Annotated in this window: 21 protein-coding genes; 13 read left to right on the top strand and 8 right to left on the bottom strand. The window is 72.2% G+C overall.

The genetic code is table 11. The features are described 5' to 3' along the window. Window positions 1-48 precede the first annotated feature (48 nt). The 6 genes from ABTW72_RS08320 to ABTW72_RS08295 all read left to right on the top strand — a co-directional run bounded on the left by ABTW72_RS08320 (window position 49) and on the right by ABTW72_RS08295 (window position 4,206). A complete protein-coding gene (locus tag ABTW72_RS08320; RefSeq protein ID WP_350855865.1) occupies window positions 49-873 on the top strand; it encodes a DUF1206 domain-containing protein in 825 nt (274 codons plus the stop codon). Window positions 874-956: 83 nt separating this feature from the next. Then, entirely contained in the window at window positions 957-2,147 is a 1,191-nt protein-coding gene (locus ABTW72_RS08315) for a mechanosensitive ion channel family protein (RefSeq protein WP_350856711.1), read from the top strand. Between the two features lie 493 nt (window positions 2,148-2,640). After that, window positions 2,641-3,075: a phage holin family protein gene (locus ABTW72_RS08310; protein ID WP_030338239.1), complete on the top strand. Its 435-nt coding sequence runs from the start codon at window positions 2,641-2,643 to the stop codon at window positions 3,073-3,075. Further along, a complete protein-coding gene (locus ABTW72_RS08305) occupies window positions 3,072-3,446 on the top strand; it encodes a DUF3618 domain-containing protein (protein WP_091401702.1) in 375 nt (124 codons plus the stop codon). The genes ABTW72_RS08310 and ABTW72_RS08305 overlap by 4 nt, the downstream gene beginning before the upstream one ends. Continuing rightward, window positions 3,443-3,715 carry a DUF4235 domain-containing protein gene (locus tag ABTW72_RS08300; protein ID WP_091401703.1) on the top strand — a complete coding sequence of 91 codons (273 nt, stop codon included), beginning with the start codon at window positions 3,443-3,445 and terminating at the stop codon, window positions 3,713-3,715. Before ABTW72_RS08305 ends, ABTW72_RS08300 begins: the two co-directional genes overlap by 4 nt. A gap of 287 nt (window positions 3,716-4,002) precedes the next feature. Then, window positions 4,003-4,206: a cold-shock protein gene (locus tag ABTW72_RS08295; RefSeq protein ID WP_030338233.1), complete on the top strand. Its 204-nt coding sequence runs from the start codon at window positions 4,003-4,005 to the stop codon at window positions 4,204-4,206. A 121-nt stretch (window positions 4,207-4,327) separates the two neighbouring features. Here ABTW72_RS08295 and ABTW72_RS08290 read toward each other — a convergent pair whose 3' ends face one another. After that, a complete protein-coding gene (locus ABTW72_RS08290) occupies window positions 4,328-4,519 on the bottom strand; it encodes a hypothetical protein (protein ID WP_091401705.1) in 192 nt (63 codons plus the stop codon). An 88-nt stretch (window positions 4,520-4,607) separates the two neighbouring features. Further along, the gene (locus ABTW72_RS08285; protein ID WP_350855859.1) at window positions 4,608-5,591 is read right to left on the bottom strand and encodes an aldo/keto reductase; all 984 of its coding nucleotides are present in this window, start codon (window positions 5,589-5,591) and stop codon (window positions 4,608-4,610) included. Window positions 5,592-5,674: 83 nt separating this feature from the next. Here ABTW72_RS08285 and ABTW72_RS08280 point away from each other — a divergent pair, with 83 nt between their 5' ends. Then, the gene (locus tag ABTW72_RS08280) at window positions 5,675-6,469 is read left to right on the top strand and encodes a trans-aconitate 2-methyltransferase (protein WP_350855857.1); all 795 of its coding nucleotides are present in this window, start codon (window positions 5,675-5,677) and stop codon (window positions 6,467-6,469) included. Further along, window positions 6,466-7,488: an adenosine deaminase gene (locus ABTW72_RS08275; protein ID WP_350855855.1), complete on the top strand. Its 1,023-nt coding sequence runs from the start codon at window positions 6,466-6,468 to the stop codon at window positions 7,486-7,488. Before ABTW72_RS08280 ends, ABTW72_RS08275 begins: the two co-directional genes overlap by 4 nt. 253 nt (window positions 7,489-7,741) lie before the next feature. Here ABTW72_RS08275 and ABTW72_RS08270 read toward each other — a convergent pair whose 3' ends face one another. Both ABTW72_RS08270 and ABTW72_RS08265 read right to left on the bottom strand, forming a co-directional pair. Then, on the bottom strand, window positions 7,742-9,145 hold the full coding sequence (locus ABTW72_RS08270) for a HAMP domain-containing sensor histidine kinase (protein ID WP_181539338.1): 1,404 nt from the start codon (window positions 9,143-9,145) through the stop codon (window positions 7,742-7,744). 29 nt (window positions 9,146-9,174) lie between these two features. Next, on the bottom strand, window positions 9,175-9,864 hold the full coding sequence (locus ABTW72_RS08265) for a response regulator transcription factor (protein ID WP_030338220.1): 690 nt from the start codon (window positions 9,862-9,864) through the stop codon (window positions 9,175-9,177). A gap of 73 nt (window positions 9,865-9,937) precedes the next feature. Between ABTW72_RS08265 and ABTW72_RS08260 the strand changes: the two genes are divergently transcribed. Beyond that, complete coding sequence (locus ABTW72_RS08260; RefSeq protein WP_350855851.1) at window positions 9,938-10,858, top strand: ADP-ribosylglycohydrolase family protein; 921 nt, start codon at window positions 9,938-9,940, stop codon at window positions 10,856-10,858. A gap of 146 nt (window positions 10,859-11,004) precedes the next feature. Here the strand turns inward: ABTW72_RS08260 and ABTW72_RS08255 are convergent, their stop codons facing one another. Continuing rightward, window positions 11,005-11,904, bottom strand: a complete 900-nt coding sequence (locus ABTW72_RS08255; RefSeq protein ID WP_350855848.1) for a DUF1775 domain-containing protein — start codon at window positions 11,902-11,904, stop codon at window positions 11,005-11,007. 188 nt (window positions 11,905-12,092) lie between these two features. Between ABTW72_RS08255 and thrS the strand changes: the two genes are divergently transcribed. After that, complete coding sequence (gene thrS / locus ABTW72_RS08250; RefSeq protein ID WP_124859091.1) at window positions 12,093-14,102, top strand: threonine--tRNA ligase; 2,010 nt, start codon at window positions 12,093-12,095, stop codon at window positions 14,100-14,102. 258 nt (window positions 14,103-14,360) lie between these two features. Here the strand turns inward: thrS and ABTW72_RS08245 are convergent, their stop codons facing one another. Further along, a complete protein-coding gene (locus ABTW72_RS08245) occupies window positions 14,361-15,089 on the bottom strand; it encodes a D-Ala-D-Ala carboxypeptidase family metallohydrolase (RefSeq protein WP_238682954.1) in 729 nt (242 codons plus the stop codon). 176 nt (window positions 15,090-15,265) lie between these two features. Between ABTW72_RS08245 and ABTW72_RS08240 the strand changes: the two genes are divergently transcribed. After that, window positions 15,266-15,778, top strand: a complete 513-nt coding sequence (locus ABTW72_RS08240; RefSeq protein WP_181518504.1) for an HIT family protein — start codon at window positions 15,266-15,268, stop codon at window positions 15,776-15,778. A 49-nt stretch (window positions 15,779-15,827) separates the two neighbouring features. Here ABTW72_RS08240 and ABTW72_RS08235 read toward each other — a convergent pair whose 3' ends face one another. Next, on the bottom strand, window positions 15,828-16,310 hold the full coding sequence (locus tag ABTW72_RS08235; protein WP_350855844.1) for a hypothetical protein: 483 nt from the start codon (window positions 16,308-16,310) through the stop codon (window positions 15,828-15,830). A 98-nt stretch (window positions 16,311-16,408) separates the two neighbouring features. Between ABTW72_RS08235 and ABTW72_RS08230 the strand changes: the two genes are divergently transcribed. Beyond that, on the top strand, window positions 16,409-17,467 hold the full coding sequence (locus ABTW72_RS08230) for an aldo/keto reductase (RefSeq protein ID WP_350855841.1): 1,059 nt from the start codon (window positions 16,409-16,411) through the stop codon (window positions 17,465-17,467). Window positions 17,468-17,580: 113 nt separating this feature from the next. Here the strand turns inward: ABTW72_RS08230 and ABTW72_RS08225 are convergent, their stop codons facing one another. Next, the gene (locus ABTW72_RS08225; RefSeq protein WP_350855838.1) at window positions 17,581-19,737 is read right to left on the bottom strand and encodes an elongation factor G-like protein EF-G2; all 2,157 of its coding nucleotides are present in this window, start codon (window positions 19,735-19,737) and stop codon (window positions 17,581-17,583) included. Between the two features lie 249 nt (window positions 19,738-19,986). Between ABTW72_RS08225 and pgsA the strand changes: the two genes are divergently transcribed. Further along, entirely contained in the window at window positions 19,987-20,616 is a 630-nt protein-coding gene (gene pgsA, locus ABTW72_RS08220) for a phosphatidylinositol phosphate synthase (protein ID WP_112602096.1), read from the top strand. Window positions 20,617-20,637: the final 21 nt, after the last annotated feature.

Here is a 20,637-nt window from a genome sequence, read left to right as displayed (position 1 = left end):
GGCGGTGGCCGACGTTTGGGAATCTTCCGAATCGGAGATTGTGACGCCATGTCACTCACCCGTAGCGCCGAAGCCACCGCCTCCCGTACGGCGGACAGCCGGTGGCTGGAACTCCTCGCCCGGGCCGGCTTCATCGGCTACGGCATCGTCCACCTCCTCTTCGCCTGGTTGGCGTTGCAGATCGCGTTCGGCACGTCGTCCGACGACGGCGACCAGTCCGGAGCGCTGCGTACCCTCTCCGCACAGCCTCTCGGCAAGTTCCTGGTCATCGCCGTCGCGGTCGGCCTGCTCGCGATGGCGATCTGGCAGGCGCTGGAGGCGGCGGTCGGGCACCGCGCCGAGCGCGGCAGCAAGGAGCGGGTCATGGAACGGCTCGCCTCGGCCGGCCGGACCATCGTCTACCTCTACTTCGCCTGGACCGCCTTCAAGGTCTTCAAGGACGCCGGATCGAACAGCGCCGACCAGCAGGAGGCGTTGACCGGCAAGCTGATGACCTCCAGCGGTGGCCGCTGGCTGGTCGGCCTGGCCGGGCTGGTCGTCGCCGCGATCGGCATCGGCCTGATCATCTACGGAGCCCGGAAGAAGTTCGAGAAGCACCTCAAGACCGGCGAGATGAGCCCGAAGACCCGCCAGCTCGCCCGCCGGCTGGGCATGGCCGGATACATCGCCAAGGGCGTCGCGTACGGCATCGCCGGTCTGCTGGTCATCGTCGCCGCGGTGAACTACGACCCGGAGAAGGCCCGTGGTCTGGACGCCGCGCTGCACACCCTGCAGGAGCAGTCCTACGGCACGTTCCTGCTGGCCCTGGTCGCCCTCGGCATCGCCGCCTTCGGCGTCTACTGCTTCCTCCAGTCCCGGTACCGCAAGGTCTGAACTGGTCGATTCCCGGGCTGTCGGGCACTCTTGGGCTTTTGCCCGAAGTGCCCGACGCCTGGTTGAAGGGGAGCACCGAAGCCGTGCAGAACTATCTCGAAACGGCCGTCGCCGCGCTCGTCGCGGCGGCGGTTGCCCTGTTCCTGGTCGAGGTCGTCCACCGGCTGACCCGGCGGTTCGGTCGCCGGTCACTGCTGTTGACCGAGTTGACCGACCACGCGCACCGCCCGTTCCAGGTCGCCGGAACGGTCCTGGCCGTGCAGTTCGCCGTCCGCTTCACCACCGGGTACGCGGTCGGCGAGAGCTGGCGGCGGCTGCTGCTGCACCTGCTCATCCTCGGTGTCATCGCCACCCTGGCCTGGCTGGTCGCCTGCCTGCTGGTCGTCGTGGAGGACACCGCGCTGGCCCGCTTCCGGGTCGACGTACCGGACAACCGCCACGCCCGGCGGGTCCGGACCCAGGTGGTGATGCTGCGCCGACTGACCATCGCGGTGATCGTCATCCTGACCGTCGGCGTGATGCTGATGACCTTCCCCAGCGTGCGCGGCATCGGCGCCGGTGTGCTGACCTCGGCCGGTGTGGTCGGTGTGGTGGCCGCGCTCGCCGCGCAGAGCCTGCTCGGCAACGTCTTCGCCGGCCTCCAACTCGCCTTCAGCGACGCCGTCCGGCTCGACGACGTCGTCGTTGTCGAGGGGGAGTGGGGTCGCATCGAGGAGCTGACCCTCAGCTACGTCGTGGTGCAGATCTGGGACGACCGCCGGTTGATCCTGCCCACCTCGTACTTCACCAGCAAGCCCTTCCAGAACTGGACCCGGACGGAGGCGGCGGTGCTCGGCACCGCCGAATTCGACGTCGACTGGGCGGTGCCCGTGCAGACCATGCGCGAGGAGCTGCGCCGCCTCGTCGAGGGCACCGAGCTGTGGGACGGGCGCGTCTGCGTCCTCCAGGTCACCGACGCCACCGGCGGGACGGTCCGGTTGCGCGCGCTGGTCAGCGCCGCCGACGCGGGCAGCCTGTGGGACCTGCGCTGCCTCGTCCGGGAGCACCTGGTCGCCTGGATCCGGGACAACCGCCCGACCGCGATGCCCCGGCTGCGCACCGAGCTGGGCGACTCCAACAGCAACCTGTCCTGGCAGTGGGTGCAGCCGAGGCGTCCGGCCCGACGCCTGTCCGACACCGAGGCGCCCGACGACGCCCGTGTCTTCGGCGGCAGCGACGACGGCGACGCCCGCAGCGAAGCCTTCGTAGGCCCCGAAGAAACCCGCCCCCAATAACCCACCCCTCACCCCCAGCCCGCCCGCCCCGCCCTCGCCCAGCGCCCCCGCCCCGCCTCGCCCCGCGCCGCCGCCCCGCCCGCGCCGCCTGCCCCGCAAGATCGTGCAACTTCCTGGTTGTAGTGGCCTCCACCCACATCGAGGCCACTACAACCAGGATTGAGCACGATCTTGCGCGTCAGACCCGACGATCATGGAGTTGGCGGGTGGGTCCGCCCGGTTTGTCCCCGCCAACTTCATGATCACCGCTGCGAGGGAGGGGGACGGGGCGGCGGGGAGGGGATGGGGCGGGGAGCGGGTCGGTTGCGGGAGGTTTGGTCGGGCTTGGGTGGGGGATGTGCTGCCGGACGTCTCTGGCGTGATCGCGGCGGGCTGGTCGCGTATCGGCGGCGCGGCGTCCGGACAACCGGGACGGTGAGCTGCTTGGCGCCCTTTAGGATTGACGAGCGGCGACTTCGGGCATACAGCGCGGTGATGAGGAAAGGAGGACAGCATGGCTGACGTGGCGAAAGCCCGCACATCCCAGAACGGGAGCGAGCCCTCCACCGCCGAGTTGGTGCAGCGGGCCACTGAGCAGATCTCCCGCCTCGTGCGGGACGAACTGACGCTGGCCCGAGCGGAGTTGACCCAGAAGGGTAAGCACGCGGGCATCGGGATCGGCCTGTTCGGCGGCGGCGGCGCGCTCGCGTTCTTCGGTCTGGGTGCGCTGGTCGCCACGGCGATCCTGCTGCTCGACCTGGTGTTGCCCGCCTGGGCCGCGGCGCTGATCGTGGCGGTGGCCTGCTTCCTGGTGGCCGGCATCCTTGCCCTGGTGGGCAAGAAGCAGGTCAGCCGTGCCGTCCCGCCGGTGCCGGCGGCCACGGTCCGTAGCCTCCGGGCAGACATGGACACTGTCACCGCCGCGGTGAAGGACAGGGGGCGGCAATGACCGGTAATGGGACCGGCGACACGGAGGCCCTCCGCGAGGAGATCCGTCGCACCCGGGTCGAGTTGGGCGAGACGATGGAGGCGTTGGCCGCCAAGGCCGACGTCAAGGCGCGCCTGAAGGAGTCCGCCGAGCAGGCCAAGGAGCGGATGCGGGAGCAGGCGGCGCAGACCGTCGCCCGGGTCCGGGGTCAGGCCGCGCGTGGCGCCGGGATGGCGCGGGCGCAGGCGTACGAAAAGGGCGAGTTGGTACGCGCACAGGCGTACGAAAAGGGCGAGTTGGTGCGCCGCAACCCGGTGCCGTGGGCGGCCATCGCGGCCGGCGCGGTGGCCACAGTGGTGGTGCTGATGATCGTGCGGGGGAGGCGTAGGTGAGTAAGAGCATCGGCAGGGTCGCGTACCGGCCGGTCGGCGTGTTGTTGGGTATCGCCGCGGGCACGGTGGCCGGGGCGATCTTCCGGCAGGTCTGGAAGGTCACCGCGGGCGACGGTGAGGCGCCCAACGCGACCGACGAGGATCGCGGCTGGGGCGAGGTCCTGGCCGCCGCGGCGTTGCAGGGCGCCATCTTCGCGGTCGTCCGGGCCGCCGTCGACCGGGGTGGCGCGGTCGGCGTACGCCGGATGACCGGCAGCTGGCCGGACTGACCAGCAGCGACTTCAGCCCCCTTCCCGCATCGATGGGAAGGGGGCTTTCGCATGGCATCGCACGCCGCCCAGCGCACCTGAGGCATCCGTCAGGTCACATGTCGGAGAAATTCGTCGGAGAGGTCGTGACAGACTTTTTACCTCCGTGATTTGCTGGTCCCCGCTGTTGCGAGATGGCGTGGGTTGAGAGAAGTCTCCTTCGTGGGGCCGCCTCAGGCACCGCTGCTCAAAAACGGCCAATCGGCCGGACGGCGTGCACGGCCGCCAGTTTTTAGAGGGAGAAACACATGGCTCAGGGAACCGTGAAGTGGTTCAACGCTGACAAGGGCTTCGGCTTCATCACCGTCGATGGTGGGGGTGCTGACGTGTTCGTCCACTTCTCGGCCATCCAGACCAGCGGCTACCGCTCGCTGGAGGAGAACCAGCGGGTGGAGTTCGAGATTGCTCAGGGTCAGAAGGGCCCGCAGGCTGAGCAGGTCCGTCCCATCTGAGTAGGACGGCCGGCCCCCGCCGGCCAGTGGGACGATCCGGCTCACGGGTCACGGTGAAGCCCCGCATCCCGGTTGGGATGCGGGGCTTTCGCCTGCTCAGGCTCGCTGGTGGGGCGAGCGGTCAGCGTCGACGCGAGCGTAGGCCGAGCCAGATCACCACGAGCCCGGCCGCCGTCACGAGCGGGCCGATCACCGCCCAGATCTTCTCGTCGGTCATCACGCTGCCGCTGACGTAGCCGAGGCCCTGGACCGTCCACACCGCACCGATCACCACGGCCAGCAGGCCGAGGGTGAGCGGAAGCCAGCCCCTCATCGCGTCCCCTCTCCGCCGCCCGGGGCGGCGCGCCGCCGTCCAGCATCGCCGGCCGGGTGACGTGACGCGAGCACCCCGGGCGCGCGGGTCACCACCGGTCGTGCACCTGGGGGCGGATCAGCTCGTCGTAGGTCTCGCGGACGGCTGCCAACTGCTCGTCGGTGAGCGGGGACAGGGTCGCTGCGGCGGCGTTGCGTCGGGCCTGGTCGGCGTCGCGGGCACCGGGGATGACCACTGTGACGCCCGCCTGGTCCAACACCCACCGCAGGGCGAACTGCGCCATCGTGCGGTCCGCGTCGACGAGCGGGGCCAGCCGGCGTACGGCGGCCAGACCTCGATCGAAGTCGACTCCGGAGAACGTCTCCCCGACGTCGAAGGCCGCGCCGTGCCGGTTGTAGTTGCGGTGGTCGTCGGCGGGGAACTCGGTGTGCTCGTCGTAGCGGCCGGAGAGCAGGCCACTGGCGAGCGGCACGCGGGCGATGATGCCGACACCCGCTGCGGCAGCGGCGGGGAGGACCCGCTCCAGGGGCTTGTGGCGGACCGCGTTGAGGATGATCTGGACGCTCGCCACCCCCGGTCGGGCGATCGCGGTGAGGGCCTGGTCGCAGGTCTCGACGCTGACTCCGTACCCGGCGATGGCCTTCTCGGCGACGAGGGTGTCCAGGCCGTCGAAGACCTCGTCGGAGGAGAAGACCTCGGTGGGCGGGCAGTGCAACTGGACCAGGTCCAGGGTGTCCATGCCCAGGTTGGCCCGGGAGCGGTCGGTCCACTGCCGGAAGTTGGCCAGGGTGTACGCCTCCGGGCGCTGCTCGACGCGGCGGCCCATCTTGGTGGCGACGGTCAGCCCGGCGTCGGGTCGGGTGCGCAGGAAGCGGCCGATCAGCTGCTCGCTGCGGCCGTCGCCGTACACGTCGGCGGTGTCGAGGAAGGTGACTCCGGCGTCCACGGCGGCGGCGAGCACCGCCATCGCGTCGTCCTCGCTGACGGTGCCCCAGTCGGCGCCGAGTTGCCACGCGCCCAGGCCGACCGCGCCAACGGTCCGGCCGAGCCGGTTGAAGCTGCGCTGTTCCATGCCCCGAGCCTAGTGATCGGGTTGCCACCCTGCCACGCGAGCCGTACCGTCAGCAGTACGGACGTACGGTTTGGGAGGCGACCATGTGGGACCCGACGACCTACCTGCGCTTCGGCGACGAGCGATCACGGCCGTTTCACGACCTTCTCGCCCGGATCCCGGCCGAGCGACCCCGGGCGGTGGTCGACCTCGGCTGCGGCCCTGGCCAGCTCACCGCCGTCCTCGCCGAGCGCTGGCCGACCAGCCGGGTGCGCGGCCTCGACTCCTCACCCGACATGATCGAGCGGGCCGAGGCTGTCGGTGCGCCGGTCGACTTCGCGGTCGCCGACCTGCGCGACTGGGTTCCGGCCGCCGACGAGGACGTGGTGGTCAGCAACGCGGCGCTGCAGTGGGTCCCCGGCCACCAGGAGCTGCTGCGCCGATGGGCCACCGAGCTGCCCACCGGCGCCTGGCTCGCCATGCAGGTCCCCGGCAACTTCGCCGCCGACTCCCACCGCGCCCTGCGGGAGGTCGCCGACCGACCGACCTGGCGGGCCGAGGTCGCCCCGCTGCTGCGCGCCGACCCGGTCGACGACCCGGCCGACTACGCGGCGCTGCTGACCGCCGCCGGCTGCGCGGTGGACGCCTGGGAGACTACCTACGTGCACCTGCTGCCGGCTCGACCCGCCGCCGAGCACCCGGTGCTGGCCTGGATGGAGGGCACCGCGCTGCGCCCGGTCCGGGCCGCACTGGACGCCGCCGGCTGGTCCGCCTTCCGGGCCGAGCTGGGGGTACGGCTCAGCGCGGCGTACCCGGTGCGGCAGGGTCAGGTGTACTTCCCGTTCCGCCGCGTCTTCGTCGTCGCCCGCACCGGCGACCATGTTCAGGAGAACCCGTGACCGACCTGTCCACCTTCATCGCCGGCCTGCCCAAGGTGGAGCTGCACGTGCACCACGTCGGCTCCGCCCTGCCCCGGATCGTCGCCGAGTTGGCGGCGCGCCACGAGGGGCGCACCCCCGTGCCGGCCGACCCGGACGCGCTCGCCAGCTACTTCGAGTTCCGCGACTTCGCACACTTCATCGAGGTCTACCTGAGCGTCGTGGATCTCATCCGCGACCCGGAGGACGTCTGGATCCTCACCCATGAGGTGGCCCGCGAGCTGGCCCGCCAACAGGTCCGGTACGCGGAGCTGACCATCACCCCGTACTCGCATGTCCGACGGGGCATTCCCGCGCCGGCGTTCTGCGAGGCCATCGAGGACGCCCGCAAGCGCGCCCTGGCCGACTTCGGCATCGAGCTGCGCTGGTGCTTCGACATCCCCGGCGAGGCCGGCCTGCCCGCGGCAGAGGAGACGCTGCGCATCGCACTGGACGAGCGCCCGGACGGGCTGGTCAGTTTCGGTCTGGGCGGTCCGGAGATCGGCGTACCCCGACCGCAGTTCCGGCCCTACTTCGACCAGGCCCGCGCCGCCGGGCTGCGCTCGGTGCCGCACGCCGGGGAGACCACCGGGCCGCAGACCGTCTGGGACGCGCTGAACGAGTTGGGCGCCGAGCGGATCGGGCACGGCATCTCCGCCGCGCAGGACCCGCAGCTGCTCGCGTACCTGGCGGAGCGACAGATCGGGATGGAGATCTGCCCGACGTCCAACGTCCGTACCCGGGCGGTGGCCACCCTCGACGAGCACCCGCTGCCCCGGCTGGTCGAGGCCGGGCTGCTGGTCACCATCAACTCCGACGACCCACCGATGTTCGGTACCACCCTCAACGACGAGTACGCCGTGGCCGCCCGTCTGCTCGGCGTCGGTGCCGAGGGCCTGGCCGGGCTGGCCCGCAACGCGGTGACCGCGTCCTTCCTGGACGCCGCCGGCCAGCAGCGGATCCTCGCCGAGATCGACGCGTACCTCGCCACGGCCGGCTGAGCTGGTTGGCTGGGCTGATCGGTCGGCTGGGCCGGTTGGTTGAGCAGGGCGCGCGGCGGGAGCGTGGGTGTGGGGGGACCTGTGACTCCCGCCGCGCGCGCGGCTCCACCGGCCATGGGTGCGTGGTGCGCTCGGCCGGTGGAACTGGTGGGTTCGTGCTGTGATCCTGTCAGCCCGCAGCCGATCCAACGCGGTCGTTAACCGCGATCTAAGGAAGACTTGCGCCGGCGCACAGCCCCGGGTTCGGGCCGGGTCAGTCGTCGGTGGGGCGCTGGCGGGGCCAACGACGTCCGGTGGCCTTCGTGTCTCGGGCGTCGCGGGCCATCCGACCGACCAGACCGAAGCGGCTGACCTGCCGGGGCGTCGCCTCCGGGTCGGCGAGCAGCATCACCACGCTGGCCCCGCCCAACCGGGCGCGGTCGATGCTCACCGAGCCGTTGGCCTGCAACGCGACCCGCTTGGCGATGTCCAGCCCGAGCCCGGTCGAGCCCTGGTCACTGGCGCCCCGGCGCAGCGCCCGGTCCGGGTTGGCGATGCCGGGGCCGGCGTCGTCGATCCGGATCGCCACGTAACCGTCGCGCCGGGACACCGCCACCTCGAACGCGGTGCCCTGCGGGGTGTAGCGGAAGACGTTGCCGATGACCGCGTCCAGCGCGGCGGCCAGTTCGGCCCGCGGCACCGGCGCCGGGATGCGCAGCTGGGCGCCGTTGACCCGGTGCGGCCGGTTCTGGTCACCGGCCAACGCCGCCCAGAACACCATCCGGTCGCGGACCACCTCGCTGACGTCGCACATCGCCGGCCCGGCCTCGAGCGCCACCGTCTTACGGGTGGTCTTGATCAGCACGTCGATCTCACCCTCCAGGGTGACGATCGCCTGCCGGATCCGCCGGATCCCGCGCAGCCGGTCCAGCTCGGCCGGGCTGAACGAACCCACGCTGGTGTCGTCGGACTCCAACGCCTCCGCGTCCAACCGCAGCACCGTCAGCGGGGTACGCAGACGATGCGACAGGTCGGCCACCAACTCCCGCTCGTCGGTGCGGGCGGCGTCCAGGCGATCCGCCATCCGGTTGAAGGCGTACCCGGCCTCGGCCAGCTCGCGCGGACCGGTCGGCTCGACGCGTACGCCGAGGTCGCCGTCGCCGACGGAGAGCGCGGCCTTGACCAGACCGCGGGTGGAGTCCACAGCGCGGGCAGCGACCCGGTCGACCACCAGCACCGCCGCGCCGGCCATCGCCGCGCCGACCGCGAACAGCAGCAGCCAGGTGCCGCCGGCGCCCTCGCCCAGCGTCGACTCCGGAAGGAACACCTCGACCACGGCCGTCCGGTCACCGAGGACGACCGGGTCGAGCCGGGCCACACCGCCGTCGACGTCGACGACCAACGACTGGCGCTCGGAGCGGGCCCGGTCCAGGTCGCTGCCGCTGGCCCGACCAGCCGACTCGTCCAGCCCCAACCCGTGCACCACGGGCCGGGTGGGTGCGCCCTCGGCGCTGGCCACCACGGCACGCTCGACGACCGCCGGGTCGGTGCTCACCGCCAGGGCGCCGGTCACCAGCGCGCTGCGCCGCGCCGCGTCGGCGATCGCCTCGTCCCGGCTCTGCTCCCGCAGGCTGAGCCCGAGCGGGATCAGGAACGCGAGCGCCACGAGACTGCACATGCCGGCCGTGAGCAGGGCCAGCGCCGTCCTCAGTCCGGTGCCACCAGCCGGAATCCGACCCCCCGCACGGTGCGCAGGTAGCGCGGCTTCGCCGCGGACTCGCCCATCTTTCTGCGGAGCCAGTACAGGTGAACGTCGATGGTCTGATCCTCGCCGACCGATGGCTGCCGCCATACCTCCTCCAAGAGTTCCCGGCGGGACACTACCCGCCCAGGTCGTGCGGCGAGATACGCCAACAGGTCGAATTCCTTGCGGGTCAGCGCCAGCGGCTCCCCGTCGAGCTGGGCGCTGCGCTCGCCCACGTCCACCCGCAGCCCGCCGACGCTGTGCACCGCGGGTTGCACGGACCGACTGGCCCGGCCCGCCCGGCGCAGCACCGTGGTGATCCGGGCGTCCAGGTGCGCGCCGGTGAACGGCTTGACCATGTAGTCGTCGGCGCCGGCGCGCAGCAGCTTGACCACCGACTGCTCGTCGTCGCGGGCGGTGGCGATGATGATCGGAATGTCGGTGATGCCGCGCAGCATCCGCAGCGCGTCCGAGCCGTCCAGATCGGGTAGGCCGAGGTCGAGCACCACCAGGTCGGGTGTCTCCGCGGCGACCCGGCGCAGGGCGTCCAACGCCGTACCCACGGCGTGTACGGCATGCCCCCGGTCGGTGAGGGAACGCAGCATCGCGCCGCGTACGACGTGATCGTCTTCGACCAGGAGCACGGAGGCCACGACAAGACCGTACTTGGCCTGGCAAGTTGATCGCGTTGCGGCGTGCCTGGCGACCGGGCAAGCTGGTACGACGATGTCGTTCACCCTGTTCGCCGATGCCCGCCTGGCGCTCGCCCGGGACAGCCTCGCCGGTCTCTCCACCGGTGACGCGCTCGGCGCGCAGTACTTCCTGCCGGGGCCCGCGCCCGTGGATCTCGCCGCCGACGCGCTGCCGCCGGCGCCCTGGGAATGGACCGACGACACCGAGATGGCCTGCTCGGTCCTCGCCCAGTTGGCCGACTCCGGCGGCATCGACCGGGACCGGCTGGCCCTCTCCTTCGCCGAGCGATGTACCGAGCGACGGGGCTACGGCGCGGGCGCGATGCTCATCCTGGGGCTGATCCGCAGCGGCACCCCGTGGCCGCTGGCCGCCGCGTCCGCCTTCGACGGTCAGGGCTCCTGCGGCAACGGCGCGGCGATGCGGGTCGGCCCGCTGGGCGCGTACTTCGCCGACTCGACGGCGCGCGCCGCGGCGCAGGCCCGTGCGTCCGCAGAGGTGACGCACGCGCACCCGGAGGGGATCGCCGGGGCGGTCGCCATCGCCGTCGCCGCCGCGCTGGCCGCCCGGGCCCGCCTCGACGGGCACCGGCCGGCCCCGGAGCGGCTGCTCGCCGGGATCGCCGCCGCGCTCGACCCGGGCACCGAGGTGCATCGGGGCGTACACCGGGCCGCCGGGCTGCTCGGCCGGCCGCTGCCCCGGGTGGTGGCGGCGCTCGGCAACGGCTCCCGGGTGATCGCCCAGGACACCGTCGGGTTCACCCTCTGGGTGGCCGCCACGCACCTCGACGACTATCCGGCGGCCATCGAGACGTGCGTACGGGCCGGTGGGGACGTGGACACCACGGCCGCCATCGCCGGAGCGGTGGTGGCGGCGCACACCGGCGTCGGCACCCCGGGCGGGGTGCCCGAAAAGTGGCTCGCCGCCCGCGAGCCGCTACCTACCTGGCTCCCCTGACTCCCCGGGGGGATGCCCTGGCCAGGCGGGGGGCTGCCCTGCGCTGCGCCTGCCCCTGCGCGGCCCTGCGCACGATCACCTCGGCTTCCTGCAAATCGGGTCGTCCGGGCGGCGGGGATGCCGCGGTTCCCAGGAAGCGCAGTGGATCACCGCGATGCTGCGGGAACAGCGGGCTGCGGGTCGGCGGGCGTCGGGTCCGGCGTTGCGGTGTCGTCTCCGCGACCGGTTATCTCGGCCAGCGTCGCGGCCTCGTCCGGGCCGCCGGTCACCTCGGCGAGCGCGGTGGCCTCGTCCGGGTCGCGGCGGCGCCACCGGCTGACCAGCCAGCCGATCGCCGCGCCGCCGCCCAGCCCGGCCAGTAGGCCGGCGGCCAGCATCCCGTCGGCGCTGCCCTCGTCGGCGCCGTCCGCCGGGGCCGGCGGTGCGGCGTCCGCACCGCTGTCCGCCGCGTCCGGTGCGCCGGCCGCCGGGCCGGCGTGCCCGCCGTGTGCGGCCGGCCCCGCCGCGCCGGGCGCCGCCGGCAGCAGGGCGAGCGTCGGGGCCCGGTGCGGGCCGGTGGCGTCCGCCCACCGGACCACAGTGCCATCGGCGTACGTCTGGACGACCTCGAAGGTGAGCCGCTCGGCCTGCGGCATCGGCCCCATGGAGAGCGCCAGCCGAGCCGGCCCGGGGTCACTCGCCCCGACCCGGACCCAGGTGACCGCGGTCGTCACAGTGCTCACCCCGGAGGAGTGGATACCGGCCACCGGCTTGTCCAGGGTGCGGGAGCTGATCCGGGGCGCCCAGCCGTTGACCGACATGGGGTAGACCTCGGCGATCGGCGCGTCGGCCGGCAGTCGGACCTCGATCTGGTTGGTCTTCGTGCCGGCCCGCTCCTCCGGAACGCTGAACTCCAGCCGTACCGCGTCGCCCTGCCGGGCCTCGGTCGGGGTGGTCGTCACGTCCGCCGCGTACGCCGTGCCAGGCCAGAGCAGCAGCCCAGCGGCGGTCACCGCGGTCGCCGCCACGATCCGCCGCCGACGGCCACCGCCGTGCGTGCTCGCCATCTCGTGCCCCCATCCGTGTCGACGCGGCCGGCACCGGTTTCCGGCCACACCTTCTAGTTCGGCTGCGAGGCGCGAAAGGTTCAACGTCGGCGGTAGGGAGGTGCCCTTCCCGGTCGGAGGCGGGGCGACCGATAGCATCGGCAGGAGCCGAGGATCGGCACCGTTTCGTACCACTTGGAGGAGTCACCGTGTCCGCACCCCGTACCCCCGCCGTGGCCGACCCCGTCGTCGTCGCCGCCGGGACCACGGCGGCCGACGCGGTGGCCGCGGCCGGACTGCCCGCGAACGGCCCCAAGGCGATCGTCGTGGTCCGCGACCCGCAGGGCCAGCTGCGCGACCTGGACTGGACGCCAGCCGAGGAGACCGTCGTCGAGCCGGTCAGCCTGGATTCGCCCGACGGGCTCAACGTGCTGCGCCACTCCACCGCGCACGTCCTCGCCCAGGCCGTGCAGGACATCTTCCCCGAGGCCAAGCTGGGCATCGGCCCGCCCATCGAGAACGGCTTCTACTACGACTTCGACGTCGACAAGCCGTTCCAGCCCGATGACCTCAGCAAGCTCGAGAAGCGCATGCAGGAGATCATCAAGTCCGGGCAGCGGTTCCGTCGTCGCCGCTTCGGCAGCCTGGACGAGGCGCGCTCCGAGCTGGCCGACGAGCCGTTCAAGCTGGAGTTGATCGAGGTCAAGGGTGAGGGCCTGGACACCGACGAGGTGATGGAGGTGGGCGGCGGCGAGCTGACCATCTACGACAACCTCGACGCCAAGGAGGACAAGGTCTGCTGGTCGGACCTGTGCCGGGGCCCGCACCTGCCGACCACCCGACTGATCGGCGCGTTCAAACTGATGCGCTCCGCCGCCGCGTACTGGCGGGGGTCGGAGAAGAACCCCCAACTACAGCGGGTGTACGGCACCGCGTGGCCGACCCGCGACGAGCTCAAGGCGTACCTGAAGCTGTTGGAGGAGGCCGCCCGGCGCGACCACCGCAAGCTCGGCGCGGACCTCGACCTGTTCAGCTTCCCCGACGAGATCGGCTCCGGCCTGGCGGTCTTCCACCCCAAGGGCGGCATCATCCGCCGCGAGATGGAGCACTACTCCCGCCAGCGGCACGAGGCGGCGGGGTACGAGTTCGTCAACACCCCGCACATCACCAAGGCGCAGCTGTTCCAGACCTCCGGTCACCTGCCGTACTACGCGGACACCATGTTCCCGCCCATGCAACTGGAGGGCGCGGACTACTACCTCAAGGCGATGAACTGCCCGATGCACAACCTGATCTTCAGGTCGCGCGGGCGGTCGTACCGGGAACTGCCGCTGCGGATGTTCGAGTTCGGCACGGTCTACCGGTACGAGAAGTCCGGCGTCGTGCACGGCCTGACCCGGGTCCGTGGCCTGACCCAGGACGACTCGCACATCTACTGCACCCGCGAGCAGATGGCCGGTGAGCTGTCCACGCTGCTCAGCTTCGTGCTCGACCTGCTGCGCGACTACGGCCTGGACGACTTCTACCTGGAGCTGTCGACCCGGGACGACTCGCCCAAGTTCATCGGGGCCGACGAGGACTGGGCCGAGGCCACCGAGGCGCTGCGGACCGCCGCCGAGACCTCCGGCCTGGACCTGGTACCCGACCCGGGCGGCGCGGCGTTCTACGGGCCGAAGATCTCCGTGCAGGCCCGTGACGCCATCGGCCGGACCTGGCAGATGTCCACCATCCAGGTCGACTTCAACCAGCCGGAGCGGTTCGCGCTGGAGTACCAGGCCGCCGACGGCAGCCGGCAGCGGCCCGTGATGATCCACCGGGCGCTGTTCGGGTCGATCGAGCGGTTCTTCGGCGTGCTCACCGAGCACTACGCGGGCGCGTTCCCGGCCTGGCTGGCCCCGGTGCAGGTGGTCGGCATCCCGATCCGCGAGGACCACACCGACTACCTGCACGGCTTCGTCGCGGCGCTGCGCGCCGAGGGGATCCGGGCCCAGGTGGACGCGGGCGACGACCGGATGCAGAAGAAGATCCGGACGGCCCAGCAGCAGAAGATCCCGTTCATGGTGATCGCCGGTGACGACGACGTGGCCGCCGGCACGGTGTCCTTCCGCTACCGCGACGGCTCCCAGCGCAACGGGGTGCCGGTCGCCGAAGCCGTCACCCATGTGCTGGACGTGGTCAGCTCACGGACCAACATCGGCCCGTCCGCCGCCGCCGAGTAACGGGACCCCTGCCTGCCGTCGGCGTGCCGCCCGCGGCCCGCTCGGGCGACCCGCTCGCGGCCCGTCACGGCTCGCTCGCGGCCCGCGTGCCGCATGATCGCGCTCGATCCAGGAAGTAGTGGCCTCCCAGGTGGGGGAGGCCACTACTTCCATGTTCGAGCGCGATCTTCGCCAGAGGTGGCGCCGAGAGCGTGGCGCCGAGAGCGTGGCGCCGAGAGCGCTGCGCCCGGAGGTAGCGCCGGAGGCGGTGGCGGGGTGTCAGATGCCGCAGTTGGGCGCTGACCAGCCTCCGACGGCTGCCACGTGGGTGTGGTCGTTGTGGTCGGGGTAGCCGGGGCCGAGGATCTGCCCGAAGCCGTGGTTGCGGGCCTGCTGTGCCAGCCGGCAGAACGACGGGGACCCGACCAGGTCGACTCCGTCGCCGTACAGGTGTCGGCTGTTCGACGCTCCGCCGACGGCGCTGTTGCAGGCGTAGCTGCGGAAGCTGCTGCTGATCGCGATGGACACGTCGCCGAGGGCGTGCCGCATGGCCTGGAGTTTCCACATCGAGACGAGCGCGTTGAACCGGGCGGTGCTCGCCGAGACCGCGCCGCCGGACCAGTCGCTGTTGCACTTGTTCAGCTCGGGGTAGCTGAAGTTGGCCGGGGTGCAGTCGTCGTCCTGGAGGGCGTAGAGCCGGTTGAACGTCTGTGGGCCGGCGATGCCGTCGGCGGGCAGCCCGTACGCCTGCTGGAAGCGGATCACCGCCGATCGGGTGGCCGGGCCGTACGCGCCGTCGAGGGTGAGCACCGCGCCGTAGCCGGGGTAGCCGGCGACCCGGATCTGGAGTTGCCGGACGTCCTCGCCGGACGCCCCCTGGGACAGGGTGCGTCCCCAGGTGTAGCAGCCGTCCGCCTGGGCCGCGCCGGCAGTGAGGGTGACGCCGGCCACTGTGGTGGCGGCGGTCAACGCCAGTGCCGCGAGGAACCTGCCGAGCCGTCGGAACATGTAGCCCTCCATCAATGCATGGAAGTACGTGGATGCATGGAAGTTTCATGCCTTGACTTTGATCCGTCAAGAACTTGCAGTCCCGGGTTTCCCGAAGGCGCGTGTCGCGGCGTGCCCGCGGGGCTCCGTAGGATCGGCTCGTGACAGGGGCGGAACGGCACACGGACAGTGACGGCATGGCGGACGGCCTGGAGCGGCTCTGGACGCCGCACCGGATGACCTACATCTCCGGCGAGGACCGCCCGGCCGAGGGCTACGAGAAGCCCACCGGCTGCCCCTTCTGCCGAGGGCCGCAGCTGCCCCCGGAGGAGAGCCTGGTGGTGGCCCGGGGCGAGCACGTCTTCGTGGTGCTCAACCTCTACCCGTACAACCCGGGGCACCTGCTGGTCTGCCCCTACCGGCACGTCGCCGACTACACGGACCTGGACGTGCCGGAGACCACCGAGCTGGCGTCGTACACCCAGACCGCCATGCGGGTGATCCGCAAGGTCAGCAACGCCCACGGCTTCAACCTGGGCATGAACCAGGGCGGGGTGGCCGGTGCCGGCATCGCCGCGCACCTGCACCAGCACGTCGTGCCGCGCTGGGGCGGCGACGCGAACTTCATGCCGGTGATCGGCCGTACCAAGGTCCTGCCGCAGCTGCTCGGCGACACCCGCGACCTGCTCGCCCGCGCCTGGCCGTCCTGACCGCCGCCGGCCGCGCCGCGCCGGTCGCGCGGCCTCCGCACCGGTCCGGCTAGTCGGCGCGCAGCAGCGGGGTCAGCTCCGACCAGCTCTCCACCCGGCGTACGCGGGGCAGCAGCGCGGCGTGTGCGGCGACCTCGGCCGTTCGGGGCCGGAACAGGAAGCGGTGCGGCACCGAGTCGAGATAGCCGAGCACCTCCAGCTTGTCGTCCACGAAGTGGGTCAGGCCGAGGCGTCTGGCGATCGGCGCCTTGTCCGGTCGGGTGCGGCAGAAGTGCACCCGCTCGACCGGGATGCCGGTGCGGGCCGGAAAGTCGTGGTGGGCCAGCCAGTCCCGGGTACGCCGCTCGGTGGACTCCCCGCACTTGGACACCAGGTGCACCTCGTCGAACGCCGGACCGAGCGCCGTGAGCGCGTCGAACGCCCCGACGACGGCCGGGGTACGCAGGTAGTGCGCGCCGAAGAACGACGTGTCCGCGTCGTCGTCGGCTGGCTCGATGATGACCCCGCCGATGTCCACCCCGAGCCGTCGCATGGCATTGATCATGCCGCACCGTGACCGTCTCCCTGCACCCGCGTGTCCGCCCGCCGATCTGCTACGCCCCGGCCCGCCGAAGGTGGCACGATCGGCCGATGGCAGTCACGACGCGGGTGTTGGGGCGCAGCGGCATCGAGGTCAGCGCCCTCGGCATGGGGTGCTGGGCGATCGGCGGGCCCTGGGCGGAGGGCACCCAGCCGCTGGGCTGGGGCGCGGTCGACGACGACGAGTCGGTGCGGGCGGTCCGCCGGGCACTCGACCTCGGCATCACCCTCTTCGACACCGCCGACACGTACGGGGCCGGGCACGGCGAGCGGGTGCTCGGTCGCGCGCTCGCCGGTCGCCGCGACGACGCCGTGATCGCCACCAAGTGGGGTTACACCTTCGACGAGGCCGGCCGGCAGGCCACCGGCGAGGACGCGTCGCCCGGATACCTGCGCAGTGCCGTGACCGCCTCACTGCGCCGGCTGGACACCGACCGGATCGACCTCTATCAGCTGCACCTGGCCGACCTGTCGGTGCCGAGGGCGCAGGCGCTGATCGGGACCTGTGAGGACCTGGTGGCCGAGGGCCTGATCCGGGCGTACGGGTGGAGCACCGACCGCACCGACCGGGCGGCCGCGTTCGGGCAGGCCGCCGCCGGTGCCACCGCCGTGCAACACGCCCTGTCGGTGCTGCGCGACGCCCCCGAGCTGCTCGCCGTCTGCGACAAGTACGACCTGGCCAGCGTCAACCGGGGCCCACTCGGGATGGGGCTGCTCACCGGCAAGTACTCGGCCGGGTCGACACTGCCCCGCGACGACGTACGCGGGCTGACCCCGGGCTGGTTGGAGTGGTTCCGGGGTGGCCGGCCGGCACCGGAGTGGCTGCGCCGGGTCGGCACTGTCCGTGCCGCGCTCACCGCCGACGGGCGCACCCTCGCGCAGGGCGCGTTGGGCTGGATCTGGGCGCGCAGCGGCCGCACCATCCCGATCCCGGGCTGCCGTACGGTCGCCCAGGTCGAGGAGAACGCCGCCGCGCTGCACCGGGGCCCGCTGCCGGCGGACCAGTTCGTCGAGGTGGAGCGTCAACTCGCCGCCGTCCGTACCGCGGCCCTGCGCGACGCCGACCGCCCCCACTGGCCCCGCCCCACCCGCCCCACAGTCCACCCGTAGACCCCCGGCGTCACCTCACGCTCCGCCGATCTTGCACTTCCTGCGGCGACCTGTGCCGCAACAGCGACATGAGGACAACAGAAAGTGCAAGATCGCCGGGCCTGGGGCGGGGTTTAGGGGAGTTGTTCCTTGCGGGTCTGGTCGGCCAGGTGGGCGGGCATGGGGTCGTGGCGGACGAAGTGGCGGCGGAAGGTGCCGGTGCCGGCCGTCATGGAGCGCAGCTCGACGGCGTACCGAAGCAGCTCGGTGGCCGGCACTTCGGCGCGAACGAGGGTACGGCCCTCGGTGTCCGGGTCCGGTTCGGTGCCGAGCACCCGGCCGCGCCGGCCGGACAGGTCGCCCATCACCGTGCCCACCGAGCCGTCCGGAACCCGGATGGTGACCTCGTCGATCGGCTCCAGCAGGGCCGGCTGGCCACGTTCGGCGGCGTCGCGCAGCGCCAGCGCCCCGGCGGTCTGGAAGGCCGCGTCGGAGGAGTCGACGCTGTGCGACTTGCCGTCGACCAGGGTCACCCGCAGGTCCACCACGGGGTGCCCGGCGACCAGGCCGCGCTCCAGTTGGGCGCGGACGCCCTTCTCCACGGACGGGATGTAGTTGTGCGGCACCGCTCCGCCGACCACCCGGTCGACGAACTCGAAGCCACTGCCGCGGGGCAGCGGCTCGACCTCGATGTCGCAGACCGCGTACTGGCCATGGCCGCCGGACTGCTTGACGTGGCGACCATGCCCCTTCGCGGGCACGGTCAGGGTCTCGCGCAGCGACACCTTGACCGGCTCGGTGTCCAGCTCGACGCCGCCGGCGCGCAGCCGGTCGAGCACCACGTCCGCGTGTGCCTCGCCCATGCACCAGAGCACCAGTTGGTGGGTCTCCGGGTTGCGCTCCAGCCGCAGCGTGGGGTCGCCCGCGACCAGGCGGGCGAGGTTGCGGGCCAGGGCGTCCTCGTCGGCGCGGCTGCGGGCGGCGATCGCCACCGGCAGCAGCGGCTCCGGCATCTCCCAGGGTGCGATCAGCAGCGGGTCGTCCCTGGTCGAGACGGTGTCGCCGGTCTCGGCGCTGCCCGACTTGGTGATCGCGCAGATGTCACCGGCGACGCAGAGCGACACCTCCCGCAGGGTGGCGCCCAGCGGTGTGTAGATGTGCCCGACCCGCTCGTCGGCATCGTGGTCGGGGTGCCCACGTTCGGCCATGCCGTGCCCGGAGACGTGCACGGTCTGGTCGGGGCGCAGCGTGCCGGAGAAGACCCGGACCAGCGAGACCCGACCGACGTGGCGGTCGATGGTGGTCTTGACGACCTCGGCGACCAGCGGCCCGGCCGGGTCGCAGCTCAGCGGCGGACGCGGCGAGCCGTCCACGCCGGTCACCGCCGGCAGTTCGTGCTCCAGCGGCGACGGGAACGCGGCGGTCAGCACCTCCAGCAGCACGTCCAGCCCGACACCGGTCTGGGCGCAGACCGGCACCACCGGGTAGAAGTGGCCCCGGGCGACGGCCTTCTCCAGGTCGTCGATGAGCACCTCGTCGCTGATCTCCTCGCCGTCGAGGTAGCGGTCCATGAGGGTCTCGTCCTCGCTCTCGGCGATGATCCCCTCGATCAGCTCGTCGCGGGACTCGTCGATGGCCCGCTGGTGCTCCGGGTCCGGGTCGCGGACGTCGGCGGGCAGCCCCGCGCTGTAGTCGAAGACCCGACGGGTGATCAGGCCGAGCAGCCCCTCGGTGGAGACCCCGTCATCGCCGAGCATCGGCAGGTAGAGGGGCATCACGTTGTCGCCGAAGAGGCGCTGGCAGAGCGCCACCGTCTCGTCGACCTCGGCGCGGGGTTGGTCCAGTCGGGCCACCGCGACCGCGCGGGGCATGTCGACGGCGGCGCACTCCTCCCAGAGCGCGACGGTGGCCGCGTCCATGCCGCCCGCGGCGGACACCACGAAGAGCGCGGCGTCGGCGGCCCGCAGCCCGGCGCGCAGCTCACCGACGAAGTCGGCGTACCCGGGGGTGTCCAGCAGGTTGACCTTGATGCCGTTGTGCAGCAGCGGCGCGCAGGACAGGCTGACCGAGCGCTGCTGGCGTACGGCGGCGGGGTCGTGGTCGCCGACCGTGGTGCCGTCGACCACGGTGCCGGCGCGGCCGATCGTGCCGGTCGCCGCGAGCAGTGCCTCGACCAGTGTGGTCTTGCCCGCCCCGGAGTGCCCGACGAGCACCACGTTGCGAACCCGCTCGGGCTCGGTCACCACCGGCGTGCCGCCGGTGGAACCCTTCTCGTGACTCTTCTGCGCCATGGGGCGCACCTCCCTCAGCCGGTGGTGGTGGCGACCGCCGCGCGACGGGAAGCGGCCCGGGGCGAGTGCGCGGCGATATCCTCCGGTGGTCTGCTGCACAGCGGGAACGGGACGGGCGGACGGGTGAGCTGGCTCACCTCCCGGCTCGATCTCACACCCGTTGCCGGGTAGGCACAAGCCTCCCCCGGGCGGGTCGGCGGTACCGTCCGTATCGGCGGAGCTGGGCGGACCGTTATCGTGGGGACCGCCATGGCGAAGATCTTCCAAGTGTCGGCCCGCGCGGGGATGACCCGCGTCGTAGAGCCGATTGCCCGCGCCCTGCTGCGCGCGGGCGTCACCCCCAATGCCGTCACCGTCGCGGGCACCGTTGGTGTGCTCGTCGGCGCGCTCGGCTTCGGTGCTCGCGGCCACCTGGTCGCGGGCGCGTTGATCGTCACCCTGTTCGCGCTCACCGACCTGCTCGACGGGACGATGGCCCGGATGAGCGGCGGCTCCACCAAATTCGGCGCCTTCCTCGATTCGAGCATGGACCGGGTCGCCGACAGCGCCGTCTTCGGCGCGGTGGCGTACTGGTTGGCCACGCAGGGCGACCACTCCGGGGTGGCCGCCGCCCTGGTCTGCCTCGCCGCCGGCAGCCTGGTCTCCTACGTCAAGGCCCGTGCCGAAGGGCTGGGCATGACCTGCAACGTGGGCATCGCCGAGCGCACCGAGCGACTGCTGATCGTCGGGGTCGGCGGGATCCTCACCGGTGTCGGTGTCGATCCGGCCCTGGAGATCGCGCTCTGGCTGCTCGCCGCCGTGTCGATCTTCACGGTGGGGCAGCGGATGACGCACGTCTACCGCCAGGCCCAGCAGCTCCAGCCGGACGGCCAGGCATGAGTGGCGTTCCGGCCCGGCGTC

This window comes from Micromonospora sp. NPDC127501, from assembly GCF_040302185.1.
Lineage (GTDB): Bacteria > Actinomycetota > Actinomycetes > Mycobacteriales > Micromonosporaceae > Micromonospora.
The sequence above is the reverse complement of the archived record's forward strand: the minus strand, read 5'-3'. Positions and strand labels throughout refer to the sequence as shown.

Bases quoted from the DNA above. Each gene is read 5' to 3' on its own strand.
- ABTW72_RS08320 (WP_350855865.1), top strand. From the start codon at position 49: ATGTCACTCACCCGTAGCGCCGAAGCCACCGCCTCCCGTACGGCGGAC.
- ABTW72_RS08310 (WP_030338239.1), top strand. From the start codon at position 2,641: ATGGCTGACGTGGCGAAAGCCCGCACATCCCAGAACGGGAGCGAGCCC.
- ABTW72_RS08305 (WP_091401702.1), top strand. From the start codon at position 3,072: ATGACCGGTAATGGGACCGGCGACACGGAGGCCCTCCGCGAGGAGATC.
- ABTW72_RS08295 (WP_030338233.1), top strand. From the start codon at position 4,003: ATGGCTCAGGGAACCGTGAAGTGGTTCAACGCTGACAAGGGCTTCGGC.
- ABTW72_RS08290 (WP_091401705.1), bottom strand. From the start codon at position 4,519: ATGAGGGGCTGGCTTCCGCTCACCCTCGGCCTGCTGGCCGTGGTGATC.
- ABTW72_RS08285 (WP_350855859.1), bottom strand. From the start codon at position 5,591: ATGGAACAGCGCAGCTTCAACCGGCTCGGCCGGACCGTTGGCGCGGTC.
- ABTW72_RS08280 (WP_350855857.1), top strand. From the start codon at position 5,675: ATGTGGGACCCGACGACCTACCTGCGCTTCGGCGACGAGCGATCACGG.
- ABTW72_RS08270 (WP_181539338.1), bottom strand. From the start codon at position 9,145: ATGTGCAGTCTCGTGGCGCTCGCGTTCCTGATCCCGCTCGGGCTCAGC.
- ABTW72_RS08260 (WP_350855851.1), top strand. From the start codon at position 9,938: ATGTCGTTCACCCTGTTCGCCGATGCCCGCCTGGCGCTCGCCCGGGAC.
- ABTW72_RS08255 (WP_350855848.1), bottom strand. From the start codon at position 11,904: ATGGCGAGCACGCACGGCGGTGGCCGTCGGCGGCGGATCGTGGCGGCG.
- ABTW72_RS08245 (WP_238682954.1), bottom strand. From the start codon at position 15,089: ATGTTCCGACGGCTCGGCAGGTTCCTCGCGGCACTGGCGTTGACCGCC.
- ABTW72_RS08240 (WP_181518504.1), top strand. From the start codon at position 15,266: ATGGCGGACGGCCTGGAGCGGCTCTGGACGCCGCACCGGATGACCTAC.
- ABTW72_RS08235 (WP_350855844.1), bottom strand. From the start codon at position 16,310: ATGCGACGGCTCGGGGTGGACATCGGCGGGGTCATCATCGAGCCAGCC.
- ABTW72_RS08230 (WP_350855841.1), top strand. From the start codon at position 16,409: ATGGCAGTCACGACGCGGGTGTTGGGGCGCAGCGGCATCGAGGTCAGC.
- ABTW72_RS08225 (WP_350855838.1), bottom strand. From the start codon at position 19,737: ATGGCGCAGAAGAGTCACGAGAAGGGTTCCACCGGCGGCACGCCGGTG.
- pgsA (WP_112602096.1), top strand. From the start codon at position 19,987: ATGGCGAAGATCTTCCAAGTGTCGGCCCGCGCGGGGATGACCCGCGTC.